The sequence below is a fragment of the Streptomyces sp. NPDC107654 genome, from assembly GCF_055639035.1.
The window spans coordinates 41468-57290 of the sequence record NZ_JBVKBI010000003.1 but is presented as its reverse complement, the minus strand read 5'-3'; the positions used below and the strand labels follow the sequence as shown (position 1 = coordinate 57290).

At 73.6% G+C, this 15823-nt stretch carries 18 protein-coding genes; 2 read left to right on the top strand and 16 right to left on the bottom strand.

Features of this window, described 5'->3' with window-relative positions; all coding sequences use genetic code 11:
* Positions 1-21 precede the first annotated feature (21 nt).
* The 16 genes from hypA to ACZ7N4_RS06240 all read right to left on the bottom strand — a co-directional run bounded on the left by hypA (position 22) and on the right by ACZ7N4_RS06240 (position 13667).
* Entirely contained in the window at positions 22-378 is a 357-nt protein-coding gene (hypA, locus tag ACZ7N4_RS06315) for a hydrogenase maturation nickel metallochaperone HypA (protein WP_471354394.1), read from the bottom strand.
* 6 nt (positions 379-384) lie between these two features.
* Positions 385-594 carry a hypothetical protein gene (locus ACZ7N4_RS06310; RefSeq protein WP_471354392.1) on the bottom strand — a complete coding sequence of 70 codons (210 nt, stop codon included), beginning with the start codon at positions 592-594 and terminating at the stop codon, positions 385-387.
* Positions 595-632: 38 nt separating this feature from the next.
* Positions 633-839, bottom strand: a complete 207-nt coding sequence (locus ACZ7N4_RS06305; protein ID WP_471354390.1) for a hypothetical protein — start codon at positions 837-839, stop codon at positions 633-635.
* A 50-nt stretch (positions 840-889) separates the two neighbouring features.
* Positions 890-1480, bottom strand: coding sequence for a DUF5947 family protein (locus ACZ7N4_RS06300; protein ID WP_471354388.1), 591 nt, complete (start codon positions 1478-1480; stop codon positions 890-892).
* Positions 1477-2019: a NifU family protein gene (locus tag ACZ7N4_RS06295; RefSeq protein WP_471354386.1), complete on the bottom strand. Its 543-nt coding sequence runs from the start codon at positions 2017-2019 to the stop codon at positions 1477-1479. Before ACZ7N4_RS06295 ends, ACZ7N4_RS06300 begins: the two co-directional genes overlap by 4 nt.
* Positions 2012-3811 (bottom strand): nickel-dependent hydrogenase large subunit, encoded by a 1800-nt coding sequence (locus tag ACZ7N4_RS06290; protein ID WP_471354384.1) that lies wholly within the window; start codon positions 3809-3811, stop codon positions 2012-2014. The genes ACZ7N4_RS06295 and ACZ7N4_RS06290 overlap by 8 nt, the downstream gene beginning before the upstream one ends.
* Positions 3812-3862: 51 nt before the next feature.
* Complete coding sequence (locus tag ACZ7N4_RS06285; protein WP_471354382.1) at positions 3863-4957, bottom strand: NADH-quinone oxidoreductase subunit B family protein; 1095 nt, start codon at positions 4955-4957, stop codon at positions 3863-3865.
* Entirely contained in the window at positions 4954-5499 is a 546-nt protein-coding gene (locus tag ACZ7N4_RS06280) for a hemerythrin domain-containing protein (RefSeq protein WP_471354380.1), read from the bottom strand. The genes ACZ7N4_RS06285 and ACZ7N4_RS06280 overlap by 4 nt, the downstream gene beginning before the upstream one ends.
* Positions 5486-7252: a hypothetical protein gene (locus ACZ7N4_RS06275; RefSeq protein WP_471354378.1), complete on the bottom strand. Its 1767-nt coding sequence runs from the start codon at positions 7250-7252 to the stop codon at positions 5486-5488. Before ACZ7N4_RS06275 ends, ACZ7N4_RS06280 begins: the two co-directional genes overlap by 14 nt.
* A 721-nt stretch (positions 7253-7973) precedes the next feature.
* Positions 7974-8582: a hypothetical protein gene (locus tag ACZ7N4_RS06270; protein ID WP_471354376.1), complete on the bottom strand. Its 609-nt coding sequence runs from the start codon at positions 8580-8582 to the stop codon at positions 7974-7976.
* Positions 8583-8682: 100 nt separating this feature from the next.
* Entirely contained in the window at positions 8683-9870 is a 1188-nt protein-coding gene (locus tag ACZ7N4_RS06265) for a PP2C family protein-serine/threonine phosphatase (protein WP_471354374.1), read from the bottom strand.
* Positions 9871-9917: 47 nt separating this feature from the next.
* The gene (locus tag ACZ7N4_RS06260) at positions 9918-11045 is read right to left on the bottom strand and encodes an FUSC family protein (protein ID WP_471354372.1); all 1128 of its coding nucleotides are present in this window, start codon (positions 11043-11045) and stop codon (positions 9918-9920) included.
* Positions 11046-11200: 155 nt separating this feature from the next.
* Entirely contained in the window at positions 11201-11518 is a 318-nt protein-coding gene (locus ACZ7N4_RS06255; RefSeq protein WP_471354370.1) for a cupin domain-containing protein, read from the bottom strand.
* 292 nt (positions 11519-11810) lie between these two features.
* Positions 11811-12224 (bottom strand): SRPBCC family protein, encoded by a 414-nt coding sequence (locus ACZ7N4_RS06250; RefSeq protein WP_471354367.1) that lies wholly within the window; start codon positions 12222-12224, stop codon positions 11811-11813.
* 76 nt (positions 12225-12300) lie between these two features.
* Entirely contained in the window at positions 12301-12531 is a 231-nt protein-coding gene (locus ACZ7N4_RS06245) for a response regulator transcription factor (RefSeq protein ID WP_059247198.1), read from the bottom strand.
* Between the two features lie 320 nt (positions 12532-12851).
* The gene (locus tag ACZ7N4_RS06240) at positions 12852-13667 is read right to left on the bottom strand and encodes a serine hydrolase (protein WP_471354365.1); all 816 of its coding nucleotides are present in this window, start codon (positions 13665-13667) and stop codon (positions 12852-12854) included.
* A 276-nt stretch (positions 13668-13943) separates the two neighbouring features.
* Between ACZ7N4_RS06240 and ACZ7N4_RS06235 the strand changes: the two genes are divergently transcribed.
* Positions 13944-14981 carry a permease gene (locus ACZ7N4_RS06235; protein WP_471354363.1) on the top strand — a complete coding sequence of 346 codons (1038 nt, stop codon included), beginning with the start codon at positions 13944-13946 and terminating at the stop codon, positions 14979-14981.
* The gene (locus ACZ7N4_RS06230; protein WP_471354361.1) at positions 14978-15814 is read left to right on the top strand and encodes a TIGR03943 family putative permease subunit; all 837 of its coding nucleotides are present in this window, start codon (positions 14978-14980) and stop codon (positions 15812-15814) included. Before ACZ7N4_RS06235 ends, ACZ7N4_RS06230 begins: the two co-directional genes overlap by 4 nt.
* Positions 15815-15823: the final 9 nt, after the last annotated feature.

The following is a 15823-nucleotide window of genomic DNA, read 5'->3' as shown; positions in this document are numbered from 1 at the left end:
ACCGCCCCCCGGCCCCCGCCGTCAGGCCGGGGCCGGGGCCGGCTCGACCCCCGTGATCTCCAACTCGCGTCCGCCGCGCAGCTCCTGCGACGGCCGGTCGCAGCGCGGGCACCAGAAGAACGGCGGCATGCCGAGCGCGAACTCCTCGGCACACCCGCCGCACCAGGCCCGCGCCGGCACCTCCTCCACGACCAGCCGGGCCGCGGCCAGGGCCGTGCCGTCCCGGGCCACCTCGAACGCGAAGTGCAGCGCGTCCGGGACGACACCGGCCAGCTCGCCGACCCTGACCGTCACCGACGACACCCCGTCCGCGCCGTCCGCGCGGGCGATCTCCGCCGCCTGCTCCACGATCGCGGTCGCGATCGACAGCTCGTGCACGGCGGTTCAGTGCGGGCGATTGGCGCCGGAGCGCAGGTTGATCATGCGCCAGATGCGCACCTCGCGCCGGATGCCCGGGATCTCCCGGACCAACAGCGCGAGCACCACACCGCCCACCACGGCGGCCTCGGCGACCAGTACCCGCCGAGCCGTCCTCCCGGTCCGCATCCGGGCCGCCGCGGCAGCGCCTCCCGCTCCTGCTCGGTACAGCCTCATCCCGGTACCTCTCCGTTTCCGCATCCCGCTGATCCCGTTCATCCCGGAGAGATGTTCGGCATGATCTTCATGATGGCGTCGTGCCGCTTCCAGTGGATCCCGGTGGAACGGCGCGCGTCGGACGTGCCGTCCCCGTGGTGTCCGGCCTGGTGCTTGCTCGGGCCCCGGTTGCCCTGGTGCAGCCCGAACACGTGCCCGGGCGTGTCCGGTTTCACGTGGGGGCGGCCCACTCGGATGGTGCCCATCTCGATCTCCTCTCAGGTCCTCATGTCAGGCCCTCGCGACGCTCACGTCCTCAATCCCGCTCGGTCAGCTCCGCGAAGAACCGCTCGACGGCCGGCCACACCCGGCCGCCTCCGGCGAGGCCCCGCCACTCCCGGCGGACCAGCGCGACCATGCGGAAGCAGTCGTCCACCGGCACGATCCAGTGGTGGTCCAGGCCGCGCACGGTGTTCACCAACAGAGCCTCCACCTCCGGAGCCATGGTCACCAGCGGGGGACACACGGCGCGCATCCGGGCCCAGCGGTCCGCCTCGACCTCCCAGCGCATCGCCCCGGCGGGGCTCGGCCCCTGCGCCGTGACCGTGCCGTCGGTGTGCGGCACGAAGAAGACCAGGCCCACCGGCACCCCGAGCGGCCCGGTGTCCACCGGTTCCAGGCGTACCCGCCGCCGCGGCACCAGCAGGTACCGCCCGCCGCCCGCGCCGTCCCCGGCGAACAGGACCGTGCACGCGCCGCAGGCGCACAGCAGCTCCTCGCGCTCGGCGGCGTACAGATGGCGGTGTTCCTCCGGCACGGGCTCCGCGCACAGCTCGCACCGCTCGCCGGCGTCCCGGTCGGCGGCGGCCGAGCGGATGACCCGGGCCAGCGCCCCGTCCACGCTCACCGGGCCTCCCGCACCAGCAGGGAGTCCAGCGGTACGAAGGCCGGTGCCGTCGGTGTGGGCAGCTGTTCGACCTCGGTCAGCTCCGGTGCGGCGGCGAGCACCGCCTCCCGTACCGCGTCCGCGACCGTGGGCCCGCCGCCGCAGCCGGCCCCGCAGCCGCCGCTCTGGCTCACCCGCACCCGGGCCACCTGCCCTTCGACGCCGACCAGCTCCACGTCGCCGCCCCGCTCGCGCACCGCCGGGCGGAGCCGGTCGACCGCGCGCTCGGCCCGTCGCCGCGCCGGTTCGGGGTGGAGCTGGTGCAGCACCAGCAGATGGTCCAGCAGCTCGTCCTCGGCCAGCCGGGCGGTCAGCTGCCGCCCCGCGAGGTCGAGGATCCGGGCCAGCGCCTCGCCGTAGACCTCGGTCAGCACCCGTACCGCCTCGACGGCCGTGGCGCCCATGGGCCCCGGTGCGGTCTCCAGACGGCCCAGCAGCTCGTCCAGCCGTGCCAGCCGTCCCTCCACGTCCGTGTCGGCGAGCCGCCCGGCGTCAGCCATGGTTCGCCCCGTACGTCGGCGAGTGCACCGTCGTCAGCGTCTTGCCCTTGCCCATGTACATGTGCACTCCGCACGGCAGACAGGGGTCGAAGCTGCGCACGGTCCGCATGATGTCGACGCCCTTGAAGTCGTCGGGCCCGTTCTCCTCGAAGATCGGCTGGCCCTGGACGGCGTCCTCGTAGGGGCCTGGGGTGCCGTAGATGTCACGGGGGCTGGCGTTCCAGGGGGTGGGCGGATACGGGTGGTAGTTGGCGATCTTCTTGTCCCGGATCACCAGGTGGTGGGAGAGGACGCCGCGCACCGCCTCGTGGAAGCCGCAGCCGATCGCCTCCTCCGGAACCTCGAAGTCCTGGAAGACCTTCGTCTCGCCGGCCCGCAGCAGCCCCATCGCCTCCTCCAGGAACTGCAGGGCCATGGCGGCGGCGTAGGCGACGAAGTAAGGCCGCGCGCGGTCCCGTTCGATGGTGTTGCTCCACTTCGGGATGTGCCACTCCAGGGTCGTCTCCGGGAGGGTGTCGCCCTGGGGCAGGGAGATGCGCACGCTGCTGCCGGTGGCCTTGACGTACGGCGTGTCGACCAGGCCGCTCAGAGCGGTCGACCACAGCCGGGCCAGCGGTCCGCCGCCGGTGTCCAGGGCGAGGTGCTGACCGCTCTCCTGGTGGTACCAGCGCGGGCTCATCACCCAGCTGTACTTGCCGTCGAAATTCCTCTTCTGCGGCACCGGGACGGTCGTCTGGTTCCACGGGTGACGCATGTCGACGGGGTTGCCGAGCGGGTCGTGGGTGACGAACGGCTCCTCGTTCACCCAGTCCTCGTAGTAGGAGCTGCCCAGCATGATGCGCAGACCGAGGTTGATGTCGACCAGGTCGTTGGTGACCAGCTTGCCGTCGACCACGATGCCGGGGGTCACGTACATCGCCCGGCCCCACTCGTTCATCGTCGCGTACCGGTAGTCCACGACATCGGGGTTCTGGAACGCGCCCCAGCAGCCGAGCATGATCCGGCGCCGGCCGACCTCCTCGTAACCGGGCAGGGCCTCGTAGAAGAAGTCGAAGACGTCGTCGTTCATCGCCACGGCCTTCTTGATGAAGTCGATGACGTGGATCAGACGGCTGAGGTAGTCGGTGAAGGTGTTCGGCTGCGGCATCGTGCCGACACCGCCCGGGTACAGCGTGGAGGGGTGCACGTGCCGCCCCTCCATCAGGCAGAACATCTCCCGGGTGACCCGGGAGACCTTCAGCGCCTCCTTGTAGACCTCGCCCTCGAAGGGGTTGAAGGCCTTCATGATGTCGGCGATGGTCCGGTAGCCGTGGATGTCGCCGCGCGGCGCGTCCGTGCGCTCCGCGCGGGCCAGGACACCGGGGTTGGTGGCCTTGACCATCGCCTCGCAGAAGTCCACGAACACCAGGTTGTCCTGGAAGATCGTGTGGTCGAACATGTACTCGGCGGCCTCGCCGAGGTTGGTGATGTGCTCGGCCATCTTCGGCGGCTTGACGCCGTACGCCATCTGCTGGGCGTAGTTGGAGCACGTGGTGTGGTTGTCGCCGCAGATGCCGCAGATCCGGGACGTGATGAACCCGGCGTCGCGCGGGTCCTTGCCCTTCATGAAGACCGAGTAGCCGCGGAAGAGCGAGGAGGTGCTACGGCAGTCCACCACCTCCTGGTTGGCGAAGTCGATCTTCGTGTAGATGCCGAGGTTGCCGATGATCCGGGTGATCGGGTCCCAGGACATGTCCACGATCTGCGCGGGCTTGCGCCCCGGGGCCCGGCTCCGGTCCTCGGTTGTCGTCATGTCTTCTCCTGCCCCTCGTTCCTTGTACGCACGGGTCGCTGGGGGTGCCGTTCAGGCACGCCAGTACGGGTCGTAGCCGGTGGTCAGTTCCGGGCCGTTGTGGTGCCACTTGGGTTCGCGGTTGACGGCGACACTGGTCAGTCCGCGCAGCCGGCGGATGACGGCGCCGTACGGCTTGATCAGCATCGACGACAGGGATCCGCCGGTCGGCTCGTCCATGAAGGGCATGAACGCGTCCGGGAATCCGGGCATGGTGCAGCCGATGCAGATGCCGCCGACGTTCGGGCAGCCGCCGATCCCGGCCATCCAGCCCCGCTTGGGCACGTTGCAGTTGACCACCGGTCCCCAGCACCCCGACTTCACAAGGCACTTGGGGGAGTTGTAGTCCTTGGCGAAGTCGGCCTGCTCGTAGTACGCGGCCCGGTCGCAGCCCTCGTGCACGGTCTTGCCGAACAGCCACTGCGGACGCAGCATGTGGTCCAGCGGGGGCGGCGGCGCGGCCCCGGCCGCGTGGTAGAGCACCCAGATCAGGGTCTCCATGAAGTTCTCCGGCTGGATGGGGCAGCCGGGTACGTTCACCACGGGCAGGGCGCCCTGGGACTTGAAGTCCCAGCCGAGGTAGTCGGCGAGACCCATGCAGCCGGTCGGGTTGCCGGCCATCGCGTGGATGCCGCCGTACGCCGCACACGTCCCGGCGGCCACCACCGCCCAGGCCTTCGGCGCGAGCTGGTCGATCCACCAGTTCAGGGTCTGCGGCTCGCCGGTCTCCGGGTCGTTGCCGAACGACGTCCAGTAGCCGTCGCCCTCGATGATGTTCTGGTTCGGGATGGAACCCTCGATGACGAGGATGAACGGGGCGGGCAACTCGCCGCGTGCGGCCGCCCGGTAGGGGGCCAGGAAGTCCTCGCCGCCCAGGCTCGGGGAGAGGACCTTGTTGACGAGGTTCACCTTCGGCAGACCGGGGATCAGCCCGAGCACCACGTCCTCGATGGAGGGCTGGCCGGCGGCGGTCAGCGAGACGGTGTCCCCGTCGCAGCTCATGCCTTCCGAGATCCACAGGATGTAGATCTCCTCCAGCCCTCCTCCGCGCGCCTCCGCACGGTCGGGCTCACGGCTCACCTCGGTGGTACCGCTCTGTGTGGTCATGTCGTGGGCCTCCGCTGCAGTCGGTCTCGGAGTCGGTCGTAGGCCGCGGCCAGGGGGGCCGCCAGGCTCAGGGCCGGGGGCTTCTCGGGGGCGTTCGGGTGCGGCCGGGTCGGCGCGCCCTGCTTGGCCCGGGCGATCGTCCGGCCCAGCTCGTCCAGTTCCTGCTGGGAGACGGCCTCGCGCAGGCGGGGCATCATGACGCCCTCCTCCTCGCGGATGTGCTCCTCGACCTCCCGGCGCAGATGGTCCACGAGTTCGTCGGCGTGCGGGTCGCCCTCACCGAGCCGGTCCAGTTCGAGGAGGGCCTTCTTCACCGCCATGTGCTCGCTCAGATGCTCGTCCACCTCCCGTTCGCCGTCCGGCAGTGCCGTCCTGGCCAGTGGGTAGAGGAGCATCTCCTCCAGCGCCGCGTGCCTGGACAGCTCACGGACCAGCAGCTCGGCGACGCCGCGCCGCTGCCGGTCGGAGGCCGCCGCGTGGTAGTCGCGGAACAACTGTTCGACCATGCGGTGGTCGTGCGCCAGCACCTCAAGGGCATCCATCGAACCGTCCCTCCTCCGGCCGTTCGGCCGGACGCGCGGGCCGCGGGGACTGCGGCCGGGGTGGTTGGGCCGGACCCGGTGTGTCCGCCCCGCCGAGCGGTGCGACCTCGTCGGGCCGGAAGTAGTGGAACCGGCCGTACCAGCCGTGGAGTTCGGCGGCGGGATCGTCGTCCACCGTGACCGCCAGGTGGACGCCGCCGTCCACGTCGGGGAGGACCGCGGCCACCCGTGCGGTCCGTCCGTCCAGGAACATGTCCTGGGCGTCGGCACCCCGGCCGCGCGGACACAGCCGCACCCGGCTGCCGCCGCCCACGGGCACCCCGTCCACCAGCACGGTGTCCGTCGACGGGGACAGCCCGTCGTCCCCACCCTCCTGCCACCAGACGGGCCGCCCGGCGGCGGGACCGTGCGCGGGGGCCAGAGGGACGGGGCTCTGTTCGGGGGACGCGATCGCCGGGCTGTGTGCGGGGGGCAGGGCGGCCGGGTTCCGTGTGACCGCCGGGACCTCGGAGTTCTGCGTGGCCGCCTGCACCGCCGGGTTCCGTGTGGCCGCCAGGGGGGCCGGGCTCGGTGCGGCGGTGAGGGTGGCCGGCTTCTGAGCGGCTGGCGGAACTGCCGGGCCCAGTGCGGTGGACACGGTGGCCGGGCTCTGTGCGGCGGCTGGGACCACCGAGCTCTGCGCGGGGGTGAGGGAGCGGATGGCGCCGTGCAGCCGGGCGAAGACCTCCCGGGGCATGGTGTCCACCCGGTCGAGGATCCGCGCGGCCCGTGGATCGGTGGCCCGGGCCTCCGCCTTCTCCTCGTCGGTCAGCAGCATCGTGCGCAGCGTGAGGATCTCGTCGATCTCCGCCGCGTCGTGCAGGTCGCCCGGACTCTCCGGCGCCACCTGCGGGTGGTCCGGGAGGATGATCGGCGCCGACAGCAGCAGCGGGCCGGTCTCCCCGTCGTCGCTCGCCGGGTCCGGCGGTGGCCCGCCGAGCACGGGGAACGTGAAGGCGTTGCGGCAGCCGCGCGCCTGCTCGGTGAGGCCCGCGGGCGGATCGATCAGCGACACGAACTCCGCACCCTCGCCTTCGAGGAGGGTGTGCGTGGCGAGCAGCGCCTGTCCCAGCACCGCACCGCGCGGCGCCCCCGGGTCGGCCCCGGCGGCGGTGTTCTCGGTGCGCACCCGCAGCCGGTACAGCTGCGGACCGAGCGGCTCGGCCACGACCGAGGTCTCCGCCCGTACCTCCCGGCGCCGGCGCACGGTGCGTCCCGCCCCCGCCGGCAGCGGCTCGTACTCCGCGCCGGCCGGCGCCCCCACGGTGGCGGTCCGCCCGTCCCGCAGCAGCTCGGCGAGCGGGACCACCAGCTCGGTCTCGCGGGGCACCGCCTCCTCGAACGACAGGTGGGTGACCCCGTCCGCCGTCCGCAGGGACTCGACCGGGCGATGCCCTCCGTCGGCGTCGGCGGCCTCCACCTGCTTGTGCTGGAGTTGCAGGTACCGCACCCGCACCCGCACCACCGCGTCGGCGTGCCGGGCGCGCACCAGGCACTCGGTCCGCTGGTACCAGGAGTCGGCGGAGCCGGAGACACCGGGCGTGACCGGTCCGTCCCGCTCCACCCAGTTACGCGGCAGCAGCACCCCGAACTGCCAGCGGACCCGGTTCTTCGCCGAGGAGCGGCGATAGGGGTAGAGCAGATAGCCCTCGTAGAGCACGGCGTCCGCCACGGCACCCAGCTGCGCACAGCCCTCGCCGACTCCGTTCGCCATGCCCGCTCCTCGCCGCTCGTGACCGCCGACCTCTCCCCACGGTCACACCCCTCACGCCGGCCCGCTTCCCCGGCGCACCGTCATTGGGCCGGACAGGGGAGGGGGCCCCTCCGCTCAGTACTTCCGAAGGCGGCCGGATGGCTCGCTCTGACCGGCGCGAGGAGGCGAAAACTCGTGAAGGCCGAGAAAACCCGCTTTCGAGCAGCGCCGGCGGCCCCGGCCGGCGCTGCTGGAGGCGGTCGGAGCGGCGGGAGCGGTGCTCGGGTTGCCGGGTGTACGTCCGTTGGGGCTCGCCGACGGTACGGGGCTGGTGCTGTTCCACGGCGGCGCGGTGGCCGCCGCCCTGTGCGGGCGCGGGTGTCCGGCGCGGTCGGCTTGCGGGCGCCGTTCCCGGCCCCGGCGGCCGCGGCCCTGGCGCGCATGCCGGTGGCGCCTCCGCCGCGGGCGCCGACCTACGGGCCGGCCCGTGAAGGGTGTGGCCCAGTCTGGCGGGGCTGGTACTCGGGCTGCCGGGTGTACGTCCGCTGGGACTCGCCGACGGTACGGGGCTGGTGCTGTTCCACGTCGGCGCGGTGGCCGCCGCCCTGTGCGGGCGCGGGTGTCCGGCGCGGTCGGCTTGCGGGCGCCGTTCCCGGCCCCGGCGGCCGCGGCCCTGGCGCTCACGCCGGTGACGCCCCCGCCACGGGCGCCGTCCCACGGGCCGACCCGTGAACGGTGTGGCTCAGTGCGGCAGCAGATAGTGGGTGACCAGGGACCGGGCACGGTGGGCGTCGACGCCGAGGGCCCGGCCGAGGTCCTCCCAGCGCTGCTCGCCGTCCTCCTCGATCAGGCAGGCCGCTTCCCGGCCGGCCCGCCGGATCAGCCGGTCCAGAGCGGTGACGGCCCGCAGCGCGGCGGCCGGCGCGTCCTCGGCCAGCGCGAACAGCTTGTCCTCCAGGGCGTCCAGCAGCTGGGCCAGTTCGTCCGGCAGCGGCACCGTGCGCCGCTCGACCGTCCGGATGTGCTCGCTCCAGTCCCGGCGCGGCCCCGAGACGTCCAGCTCCTCCAGCCCGTCCCGGTCCAGCTCGTCCCGGTCCAGCCCGTCCCGGTCCAGCTCGTCCCAGGCCAGGGGGCTGCTCGGCCCGCGCCAGCCGCAACTGCACGAGGCCCGCACCGCCGCCGCGCGTGGCCGGCTCAGCCGGCCGTCGTACGCCCACCACTCACAGGTCCGGTACATCTCGGCGCCGCTGCCGATGTCGAAGTACGCGGGCTTCGGCTCACTGCCGTCGGCCAGGACGGCTCCCACGATGCCCTCGTGGGCCTCCCCGAACTCCTCGGTCGTCCATCCCACGGCCGCCTCCCTCCCCTCGCCGGCTGCGTCCCGCCCATCATCGGCGACCCGGTGCCCGGCCGGACGGCGGACGGGAAAAACGGTCCGAAAAGGGGACCGTTCACGGCCCGGGGCGCCGGTGGTCGCCCTCCGGTGGTTCCGGGGCTTCGGGCAGCCTCTCCAGCGCCACCAGTGCCGCGTCGTCCCCGAGGTCGCCGCGCACATGGCGCAGGAGGTCCCGGCGCAGACCGGCCACCATCGCCTCCAGGGGCCGGCCGGCGTGCGCCTCGACGTGGGCGGTCAGGTCGAGGAAGCGGCCCCGCCGGTTCCGGGCCTCGATGAACCCGTCCGTGTAGAGCAGCAGCCGGTCGCCCGGGCCGAACGGCGCGGTCTGCGCGGCCGGTTGCGTCTCCAGCAGGTCGCCGAGGCCGAGCGGGGCACCGGGCCGGTCGGGAGGCAGGACGTGCACCTGCCCGGCGCGGACCAGGAACGGCTCGGGGTGCCCGCAGTGCACCAGGCGGACCACGGGCTCGCCGGGCGGGAACTCCACCAGGAGCGCGGTCGCGAACCGCTCGGCGAACAGCGCCCCGGACGCGCTCGGCCGTTCCTCGCCGGCGACGGAGTCCACGGCGGCGATCTGCCGCCGGGCCCGCTCGTCCAGCCGCTCGGCGACCCGGGTCAACGACGGCTCCTGGTGGGCGAGTTCGCGGAACGCGCCGAGCAGGGCGGCGGAAGCACCGACGGCAGGCAGCCCCTTGCCCCGGACGTCGCCGATCAGGATCCGGTGGCCGTACGGCGTCTGCAGGGCCTCGTAGAAGTCGCCGCCGATCCTCGCCTCCGACTCGGCCGGGAGGTACACCCCGCGCAGCGCCAGCGGGCCGAGCCGGTGGGGGAGGGGGTGCATCAGCGCCCGCTGTGCCGTCTCCGCGACGGAGCGGACCTGCTGCAGCTGGCGCTCCCGGCGCCCGCGCAGCGAACAGGCGGCCATCGAGGTCAGCCCGACCACGAACAGGCTGAACAGCACGACGTCGGAGTCGGGATGTCCCCACTGGCCCGCGTCCGCCTGGAGCAGGGCGGTCACCGCCAGCGCGGCGCAGGAGAGGGAAGCGGTGGCCCACAGCGGGAGCAGCACCGAGGCCAGCACGGGCACGGCGGCCATGACCGGCGAGACGTGCAGCCAGTCGGGGGTGAGCAGATCGGTCAGGGCGACGACGGCCATCAGCAGGACGGGGGCGGCCGCCGGCAGCGGGTGGGCTCCGGCGAGGCGGCCGCGCGGGGTGCGGGCCGGTCGCCGGGGGGCGGTACTCACGGGGGTGGCGGATCGAGGGGCGGTGTGCTCGGGCGTGGGGTGCTGGGTCATCGTCGCGTGGGGGGTCGTAGCGGGCTGCGTGCCCGGTGGCGGGTGGTGCGGGCCGGTGGGGCGGGGGCCGGGGCCGACAGGCAGGACAGGGCCGACTCCAGGTGCCGGAGCAGGCGGCCGGCCTCGGCGCCGGTGGCCGGGGGATCGCCGGTGGCGGGGGGATCGCAGCCGGCCGAGCCGAGCCGGTGCAGGGCCTGCCGGGTGGCGGGCAGGGCGGGGTGCGGCCGGCCGCCCCGGCAGGAGTAGGCGCACAGAGCGGTCGTGCGCAGCAGCCGGGCGTACGGCTGGGCGAAGCGGGCTTCGGAAGCGGCGGCGGCGCCGGGGTGCGCGTCGAGGAGCCGGCCCTGGGCGGCCAGTTCGCGCGCCACGTCGGACAGGGTCCGCAGCACCCGGCGGTCCAGGTGCCAGCGGCGGCGCCGGGCGACGGGCCGTACGTTCCAGCGCAGGCTCTCCTGCGCCTCCTCCACGGCGGTGCGGGCGCGTTCCAGCGCCGCTTCGAGGTCCCGCTCCCAGGCGGGGCCGAGCACGTCCCGGGGGCGCCGCCGGGCCACGACCGTGTCGGCCAGTCCGTCGAGATACCGGGCGACCAGCGCCCGCAGCTCCTCCAGCGCCCGCTCGGCGGACCGTACCCGCACGGCGGGGAGCAGCAGCGCGCTGCACGCCAGCCCGAAGGTGATGCCCAGCACGATCTCCGCCAGATGGGAGAGCACCTCGCCGGCGTGGTGACCGCGCACCAGGGCGAACGTGATCAGCGCGGTCGTCGGCACATGGATGCCGTGGTGCCCGAGGAAGCCGCGCCGGGCGATCAGCACGGAGGCGAAGACGACCAGGGCCAGGCCTGCCATGCCGGGCCGGGCGTACAGGGCGCCGGGTACGGCGATGGCGACGCCGAGCAGACAGCCCGCGCCGTAGCGCAGGGCCGCCGAGACCGTGCGGACCACCGTTGTCTCGACGATGAGCAGCGCCGCCACGGCCCCCGCGTACGGGTCGGGCGTGTGCAGCAGCGCCGTACAGGTCTGCCAGGTCAGCCCGGCGGCCACGGTCGCCCGCGCGGCCTCGGCGCCGTCGGTGCGGACGATCCGTCGCATCCGCGTCGGCAGAGCGGACCATCGTGCGCCGCGCATGCCGTCCTCGCCCCCTTCCTCGTCGGGATCCGCGGGCCGCTGGGTCGGCCCGGCACGGCCGCCCAGGATAATCGGACAAATGCGGCATGAGGCAAATAAAGGTTGTGTAGGAAAGGGTCGTCCTGCGTACCTCCGCCGGGTACGCGTCCCCACCTCTACAGAGCCAATCCACAGACATGCGGCCGGAGTCGACCGGAGAGAGCCATCATGTCCAGGGTCCCGCCCGGCGCGTACAGGGTCTGCCCGGCGCGCACCGGGAGGCGGCGCATGGCGGTGTCGAAGTCCTGTGCGAGCGGCGCCCGGCACAGCCGCTCCCGGTCGACGCCGGACCGCACCCCGACCGGCGCGGTGGCGCCCGGTACGGCGTCCAGCACGTGCCAGGCCTCGGTCACGCCGTTCGGCTCGCCCTCCAGGCGGCGGGCGGTGGCGTCGTCGGCGTGCGGATGCACGGGAAGGGCGTGCGTGCCGTCCATGAACTTGGGGGGAGGGGGAAGCGGGGCACGGAGGGGTGCACGGGCGGGGGCGGTCGCCGAGCAGGCCGCGGGGATCGTCCGCCGGCGGTTCCCGCAGGGACCGCCCGGCGAGCGGGCCCTCGGTCACCGTGGCGCCCTCCCCGTCGGTGTCGCTGACCTCCCAGGTCTCGGCGACCGGGCCGTACGGCAGTCCCGTCCGGCCCGGCCGGACGGCCAGGCGGGGCCGCCGAAATCGTGCTGTCTGACGGGGGTGCTCAGACGCAGTGGGGACCGGTCCACCGGGTGCGCCGGGTCAGCCGGCCGCGTTGTCGGCCCGCATCCGCACCTGTTCCTCCAGCCGGCGCAGGCTGCCGTCCAAGGCGTCGCTCACCGCCCGCTCGCCCGGGTCGTGCCCCTCGTCGAAGAAGGACAGGTGCACGGTCACCTCGCTTGCTCCACTGCCGATGCCGGCGACCTGGAGCCAGCCGGCGTAGCTGCCCTGTTCACGGGTGCCCCACTCCAGGCGCATCTGGTCGGGCTCCGATCGCAGCAGCGCCGGCGTGTCCTCGCCGGAACGGTCCTCGTGGACGGTCACGGCGGGCGGGTCCTGGACGTCTACGTGCAGTTCGCCCGGGAGCCAGGCGTCGAGCTGGGCGGTGTTGGCCGCCTGGTCGAAGACCTGCTCGGGCTGTGCGGGCATCGTGCGGGAACGTTCGTACTCGGCCATCGCGGTACAGCTCCTCCGGTCGGAAGTCGTACCCCGACCGCGTGCCCCTTCCTCGGCGGCCGAAAAGCCCCGGCGGTCACAGACCCAGGGCGATGGCCATGCGGGTCAGCTCGGCCGTGTTGGTGATGTTGAACTTGGCCCGGATGCGGCGCAGGTACGCGTCCACGGTGTGGGTGGACAGTCCCATGTGGCGGGCCGTCTGCAGGTAGGTGCGACCGGCGGCGATGTGCCGGAGCGTCTCCCGCTCGCGCGGAGCCAGCGCGGGGGCGGGGGCTTCGGTGGGCGACGGGGCGAGAGTGGCGCTCATGGTGTTTCCTCCGGCGGAACTGCTGAGGGAGCTGTCCGTTTAGGGCGTTTTGCCCTTGTTCCTCCAGACTGTTCGCCGGACTTCATGACGCTGTCCGCCAACTGTCACAGGCGCGTCACAGGGGCGGGGAAACGGTTTGAGTCGCTAAGGGTCGAGGCGGGTCGGCGAGCACTCTCCGTGCGCCGGAGTCGGCAAGGGGTGACGCGCCGGTCCGCCGGAGTCACCGAGGGGCGGTGCGTCGGCGCACCGGAGTCGTCAGGGGCGGTGCGTCGGTCCGCCGAGTCGCCACGGGTCGACGCGACGGTTCGCCGGAGCCTCTCTCACGCCACCGCCGCGCGAGCCGTCCGCTCCACCAGGGCCACGCCGTCGCCCATGGACGTGCTGCCGTTCGTCAGGACCGCCACGAGACACCGGTGGCCCCTGACGGTGACCTCGCCGACGCTGTTGACGTCCCAGAGGCCCGTGGTGCTGCGCTGCAGCCAGCCGTTCTTGAGCGCCTGCCCGGAACCCGCGGCGCCGGCCGCGGAGACTCCCCAGCGCTGTTCCGCCACGACGTGGCCCATCAGGGTGCGGAGGTACGCGCGGGAGTGCGCGTCCAGCCCGCCGGTGCCCTTGCGTACCGTGCCGCCGTCGTCGAAGACGGCCCGCAACAGCCGGATCTGGTCGCTCGCGGTCGTCCGGGTAAGGCCCCACTTGGCGCCGGGTCCGCCCGCCGTCGACGTCAGCCCCAGGCGCTTGTTGGCCGCGGCCAGCCCGGAGGCCCCGCCGATCTGTCGCCACAGGGCGTTGGCGGCCGCGTTGTCGCTGCGGCGGATCATCGGCTCGGCCCGCTCCCGCTCGCGCGCGGTGAGCTGACGGCCCGCGTCCTGGGCCTGGAGCAGCAGTGTCGCGAGGATGTCGACCTTGACGATGCTGGCGGTGTCGTACGCCCTGTCCTCACCGTGCACCACCGGGGTCCTGCCGGGGCCGTCCAGGTCGAGCACGGCCGCCGTGGCGTGCGCCGGGGCGTGTCCGGAGGGTGCGGTGGCGGCCGTCGCCGGGGCCGGGTGCAGCAGGCCGGCGGAGAACAGGGCCGCGGCCGAGGCCAGCAGGGCGCCGGCCTTGGTCCGCGCGGTGCGGGAGCGGTGGAACGACATGGGTCACGAACGTAGCCACCCGGCGCTCCCGGCGACGTGGCACCGGTCACCTTCGTCCCCGAATCGCCCTGAATGTGAGAAGAGACACCGAGGGCCTGCCGAGGGGCCGCGGTGGCGGCGATGGGCCGAGGGGTCACCGGAGCGTCGCGCAGGAGCGTCGGCGCGGCCCGAAGGGGTGCATTTGTGCCGCCCGGCCCGCCTCCTCGGCGGCGTGTACGCGGGGCCGGGCCGCCCTCCTCGCCTATCGTCGCCGAGACGCCGACATCCGGAGCGATGATGGAAAAAACGGATGAACTGGTGGGTGTGACGGAGGGCGCGGCCACCGTGGTCCTCGGCCCGCCCGTGCGCCGTGTCCGGCCCTGGCCGCTCGGTGCCGCCCTCGCGATCACGGCCGGTGCCACGGCCGTGCTCCTCCTCGCCGGCACCCCGTGGCTGCACCATCCCGCCGTCCAGGCCTGGCGCACCGTCTGCCTGGCCATCACCGTCCAGGCGCTTCCGTTCCTGCTCCTCGGCACCGCCCTGTCCGGCGCCATCAACGCGTTCGTGCCGACCGACCTGTTCACCCGGGTGCTGCCGAAGCGGCCGGCCCTCGCCGTACCGGTCGCCGGCGTCGCCGGGGCGGTCCTGCCGGGCTGCGAGTGCGCCTCCGTCCCCGTCGCGAGCAGCCTGATCCGCCGGGGCGTCACCCCGGCCGCCGCCTTCGCCTTCCTGCTCTCAGCCCCGGCGATCAACCCCGTCGTCCTCACGGCCACCGCCGTCGCCTTTCCCGGCAGCCCCGCGATGGTGGCCGCCCGGCTTGCCGCATCCCTCGCCACGGCTGCCCTGATGGGCTGGCTGTGGCTCTGGCTCGGCAAGGAGGAGTGGCTGCGCCCCCTGCTGCGCCACCGGCACACCGGCCACCGGCACGGCCACAGCCGCTGGACCGAGTTCCGGCTGGGCTTCCAGCACGACTTCCTGCACGCCGGCGGCTTCCTCGTACTCGGTGCCATGGCCGCCGCCACCTTCAACATCGCCGTCCCGCGGTCCGTCCTCGACACCTTCTCCGGCTCACCGTGGCTGTCAGTGCTCTTCCTGGCCGGGCTCGCCGTGCTGCTCGCCGTCTGCTCGGAGGCGGACGCGTTCGTAGCGGCCTCCCTCACCGGGTTCTCGCCGACCGCCCGGCTCGCGTTCCTCGTGGTCGGGCCGATGGTCGACCTGAAGCTCATCGCGCTTCAGGCCGGGACCTTCGGCCGCGCCTTCGCCTGGCGGTTCTCCACGGCGACCACCGTCGTGGCGGTCGCCGTCAGCGTCCTGACCGGAGGCGCGCTGCTGTGAAACGCACCGTCCAGACCCTGCTCCTCGCACTGACCGGTGTCGGGCTGCTGCACACGGCCCTCTTCACCGACCTCTACCTGCGCTACGTCAAGGCCGGGCTGCGCCCCGCGCTGATCGCGTCCGGAGTGGTCCTGCTGCTCCTCGGCCTGGCGGCGGCGGCCACCCGCCGTCCCGTCCACGAGGGGGACACCGGGGAGGCGCACGCCCACGACAACGCCGGGGAGGTGCACGGCCACGACACCACCGTGCACGCGCAGGGCCACGACACCACCGTGCACGCGCACGGCCACCTCACCACCGTGCACGCGCACGGCCACGACCACTCCGGCGCCCCGCGCATCGCCTGGCTGCTGTTCCTCCCCGCGCTCAGCCTGCTCCTGCCCGCCCCGCCGGCGCTCGGCGCCTACACCGCGGCCCGTTCGAACGACAAGCCGGTCGCCGTGCAGAAAGGGTTCGCGCCGCTGCCCGCGACCTCACCCCTGCCGCTGACCCTGACCGACTTCACCAAGCGGGTCCGGCAGGACCGCAGCCGGGCCATCAGGAACCGCGCCGTCCGGCTGACGGGCTTCGTCACCCCGGCCGGCGACGGCGGCTGGTATCTCACCCGCATCATCTTCTCCTGCTGCGCGGCCGACTCGCAGACGGTCAAGGTGCGGATCTACGGCTCCGAGGCACCGCCCGCCGACACCTGGCTGGCGGTGACCGGCACCTGGCACCCGCGCGGCACCCTCGGCACCGGAAGCGCGGAGGCCGCCCTCGACGTCCGGGACGCCCGGCCCGTCGCCCCGCCGGTGAACGCCTACACCGACGACCTCCCGCTCACCCCTTCCTAGCACCTCTCG

Coding starts and splice junctions, on each gene's coding strand:
- ACZ7N4_RS06255 (WP_471354370.1), bottom strand. CDS start 11,518: ATGGACGGCACGCACGCCCTTCCCGTGCATCCGCACGCCGACGACGCC.
- ACZ7N4_RS06250 (WP_471354367.1), bottom strand. CDS start 12,224: ATGGCCGAGTACGAACGTTCCCGCACGATGCCCGCACAGCCCGAGCAG.
- ACZ7N4_RS06275 (WP_471354378.1), bottom strand. CDS start 7,252: ATGGCGAACGGAGTCGGCGAGGGCTGTGCGCAGCTGGGTGCCGTGGCG.
- ACZ7N4_RS06245 (WP_059247198.1), bottom strand. CDS start 12,531: ATGAGCGCCACTCTCGCCCCGTCGCCCACCGAAGCCCCCGCCCCCGCG.
- ACZ7N4_RS06305 (WP_471354390.1), bottom strand. CDS start 839: ATGGGCACCATCCGAGTGGGCCGCCCCCACGTGAAACCGGACACGCCC.
- ACZ7N4_RS06310 (WP_471354392.1), bottom strand. CDS start 594: ATGAGGCTGTACCGAGCAGGAGCGGGAGGCGCTGCCGCGGCGGCCCGG.
- ACZ7N4_RS06285 (WP_471354382.1), bottom strand. CDS start 4,957: ATGACCACACAGAGCGGTACCACCGAGGTGAGCCGTGAGCCCGACCGT.
- ACZ7N4_RS06260 (WP_471354372.1), bottom strand. CDS start 11,045: ATGCGCGGCGCACGATGGTCCGCTCTGCCGACGCGGATGCGACGGATC.
- ACZ7N4_RS06280 (WP_471354380.1), bottom strand. CDS start 5,499: ATGGATGCCCTTGAGGTGCTGGCGCACGACCACCGCATGGTCGAACAG.
- ACZ7N4_RS06235 (WP_471354363.1), top strand. CDS start 13,944: ATGGAAAAAACGGATGAACTGGTGGGTGTGACGGAGGGCGCGGCCACC.
- ACZ7N4_RS06240 (WP_471354365.1), bottom strand. CDS start 13,667: ATGTCGTTCCACCGCTCCCGCACCGCGCGGACCAAGGCCGGCGCCCTG.
- ACZ7N4_RS06290 (WP_471354384.1), bottom strand. CDS start 3,811: ATGACGACAACCGAGGACCGGAGCCGGGCCCCGGGGCGCAAGCCCGCG.
- ACZ7N4_RS06295 (WP_471354386.1), bottom strand. CDS start 2,019: ATGGCTGACGCCGGGCGGCTCGCCGACACGGACGTGGAGGGACGGCTG.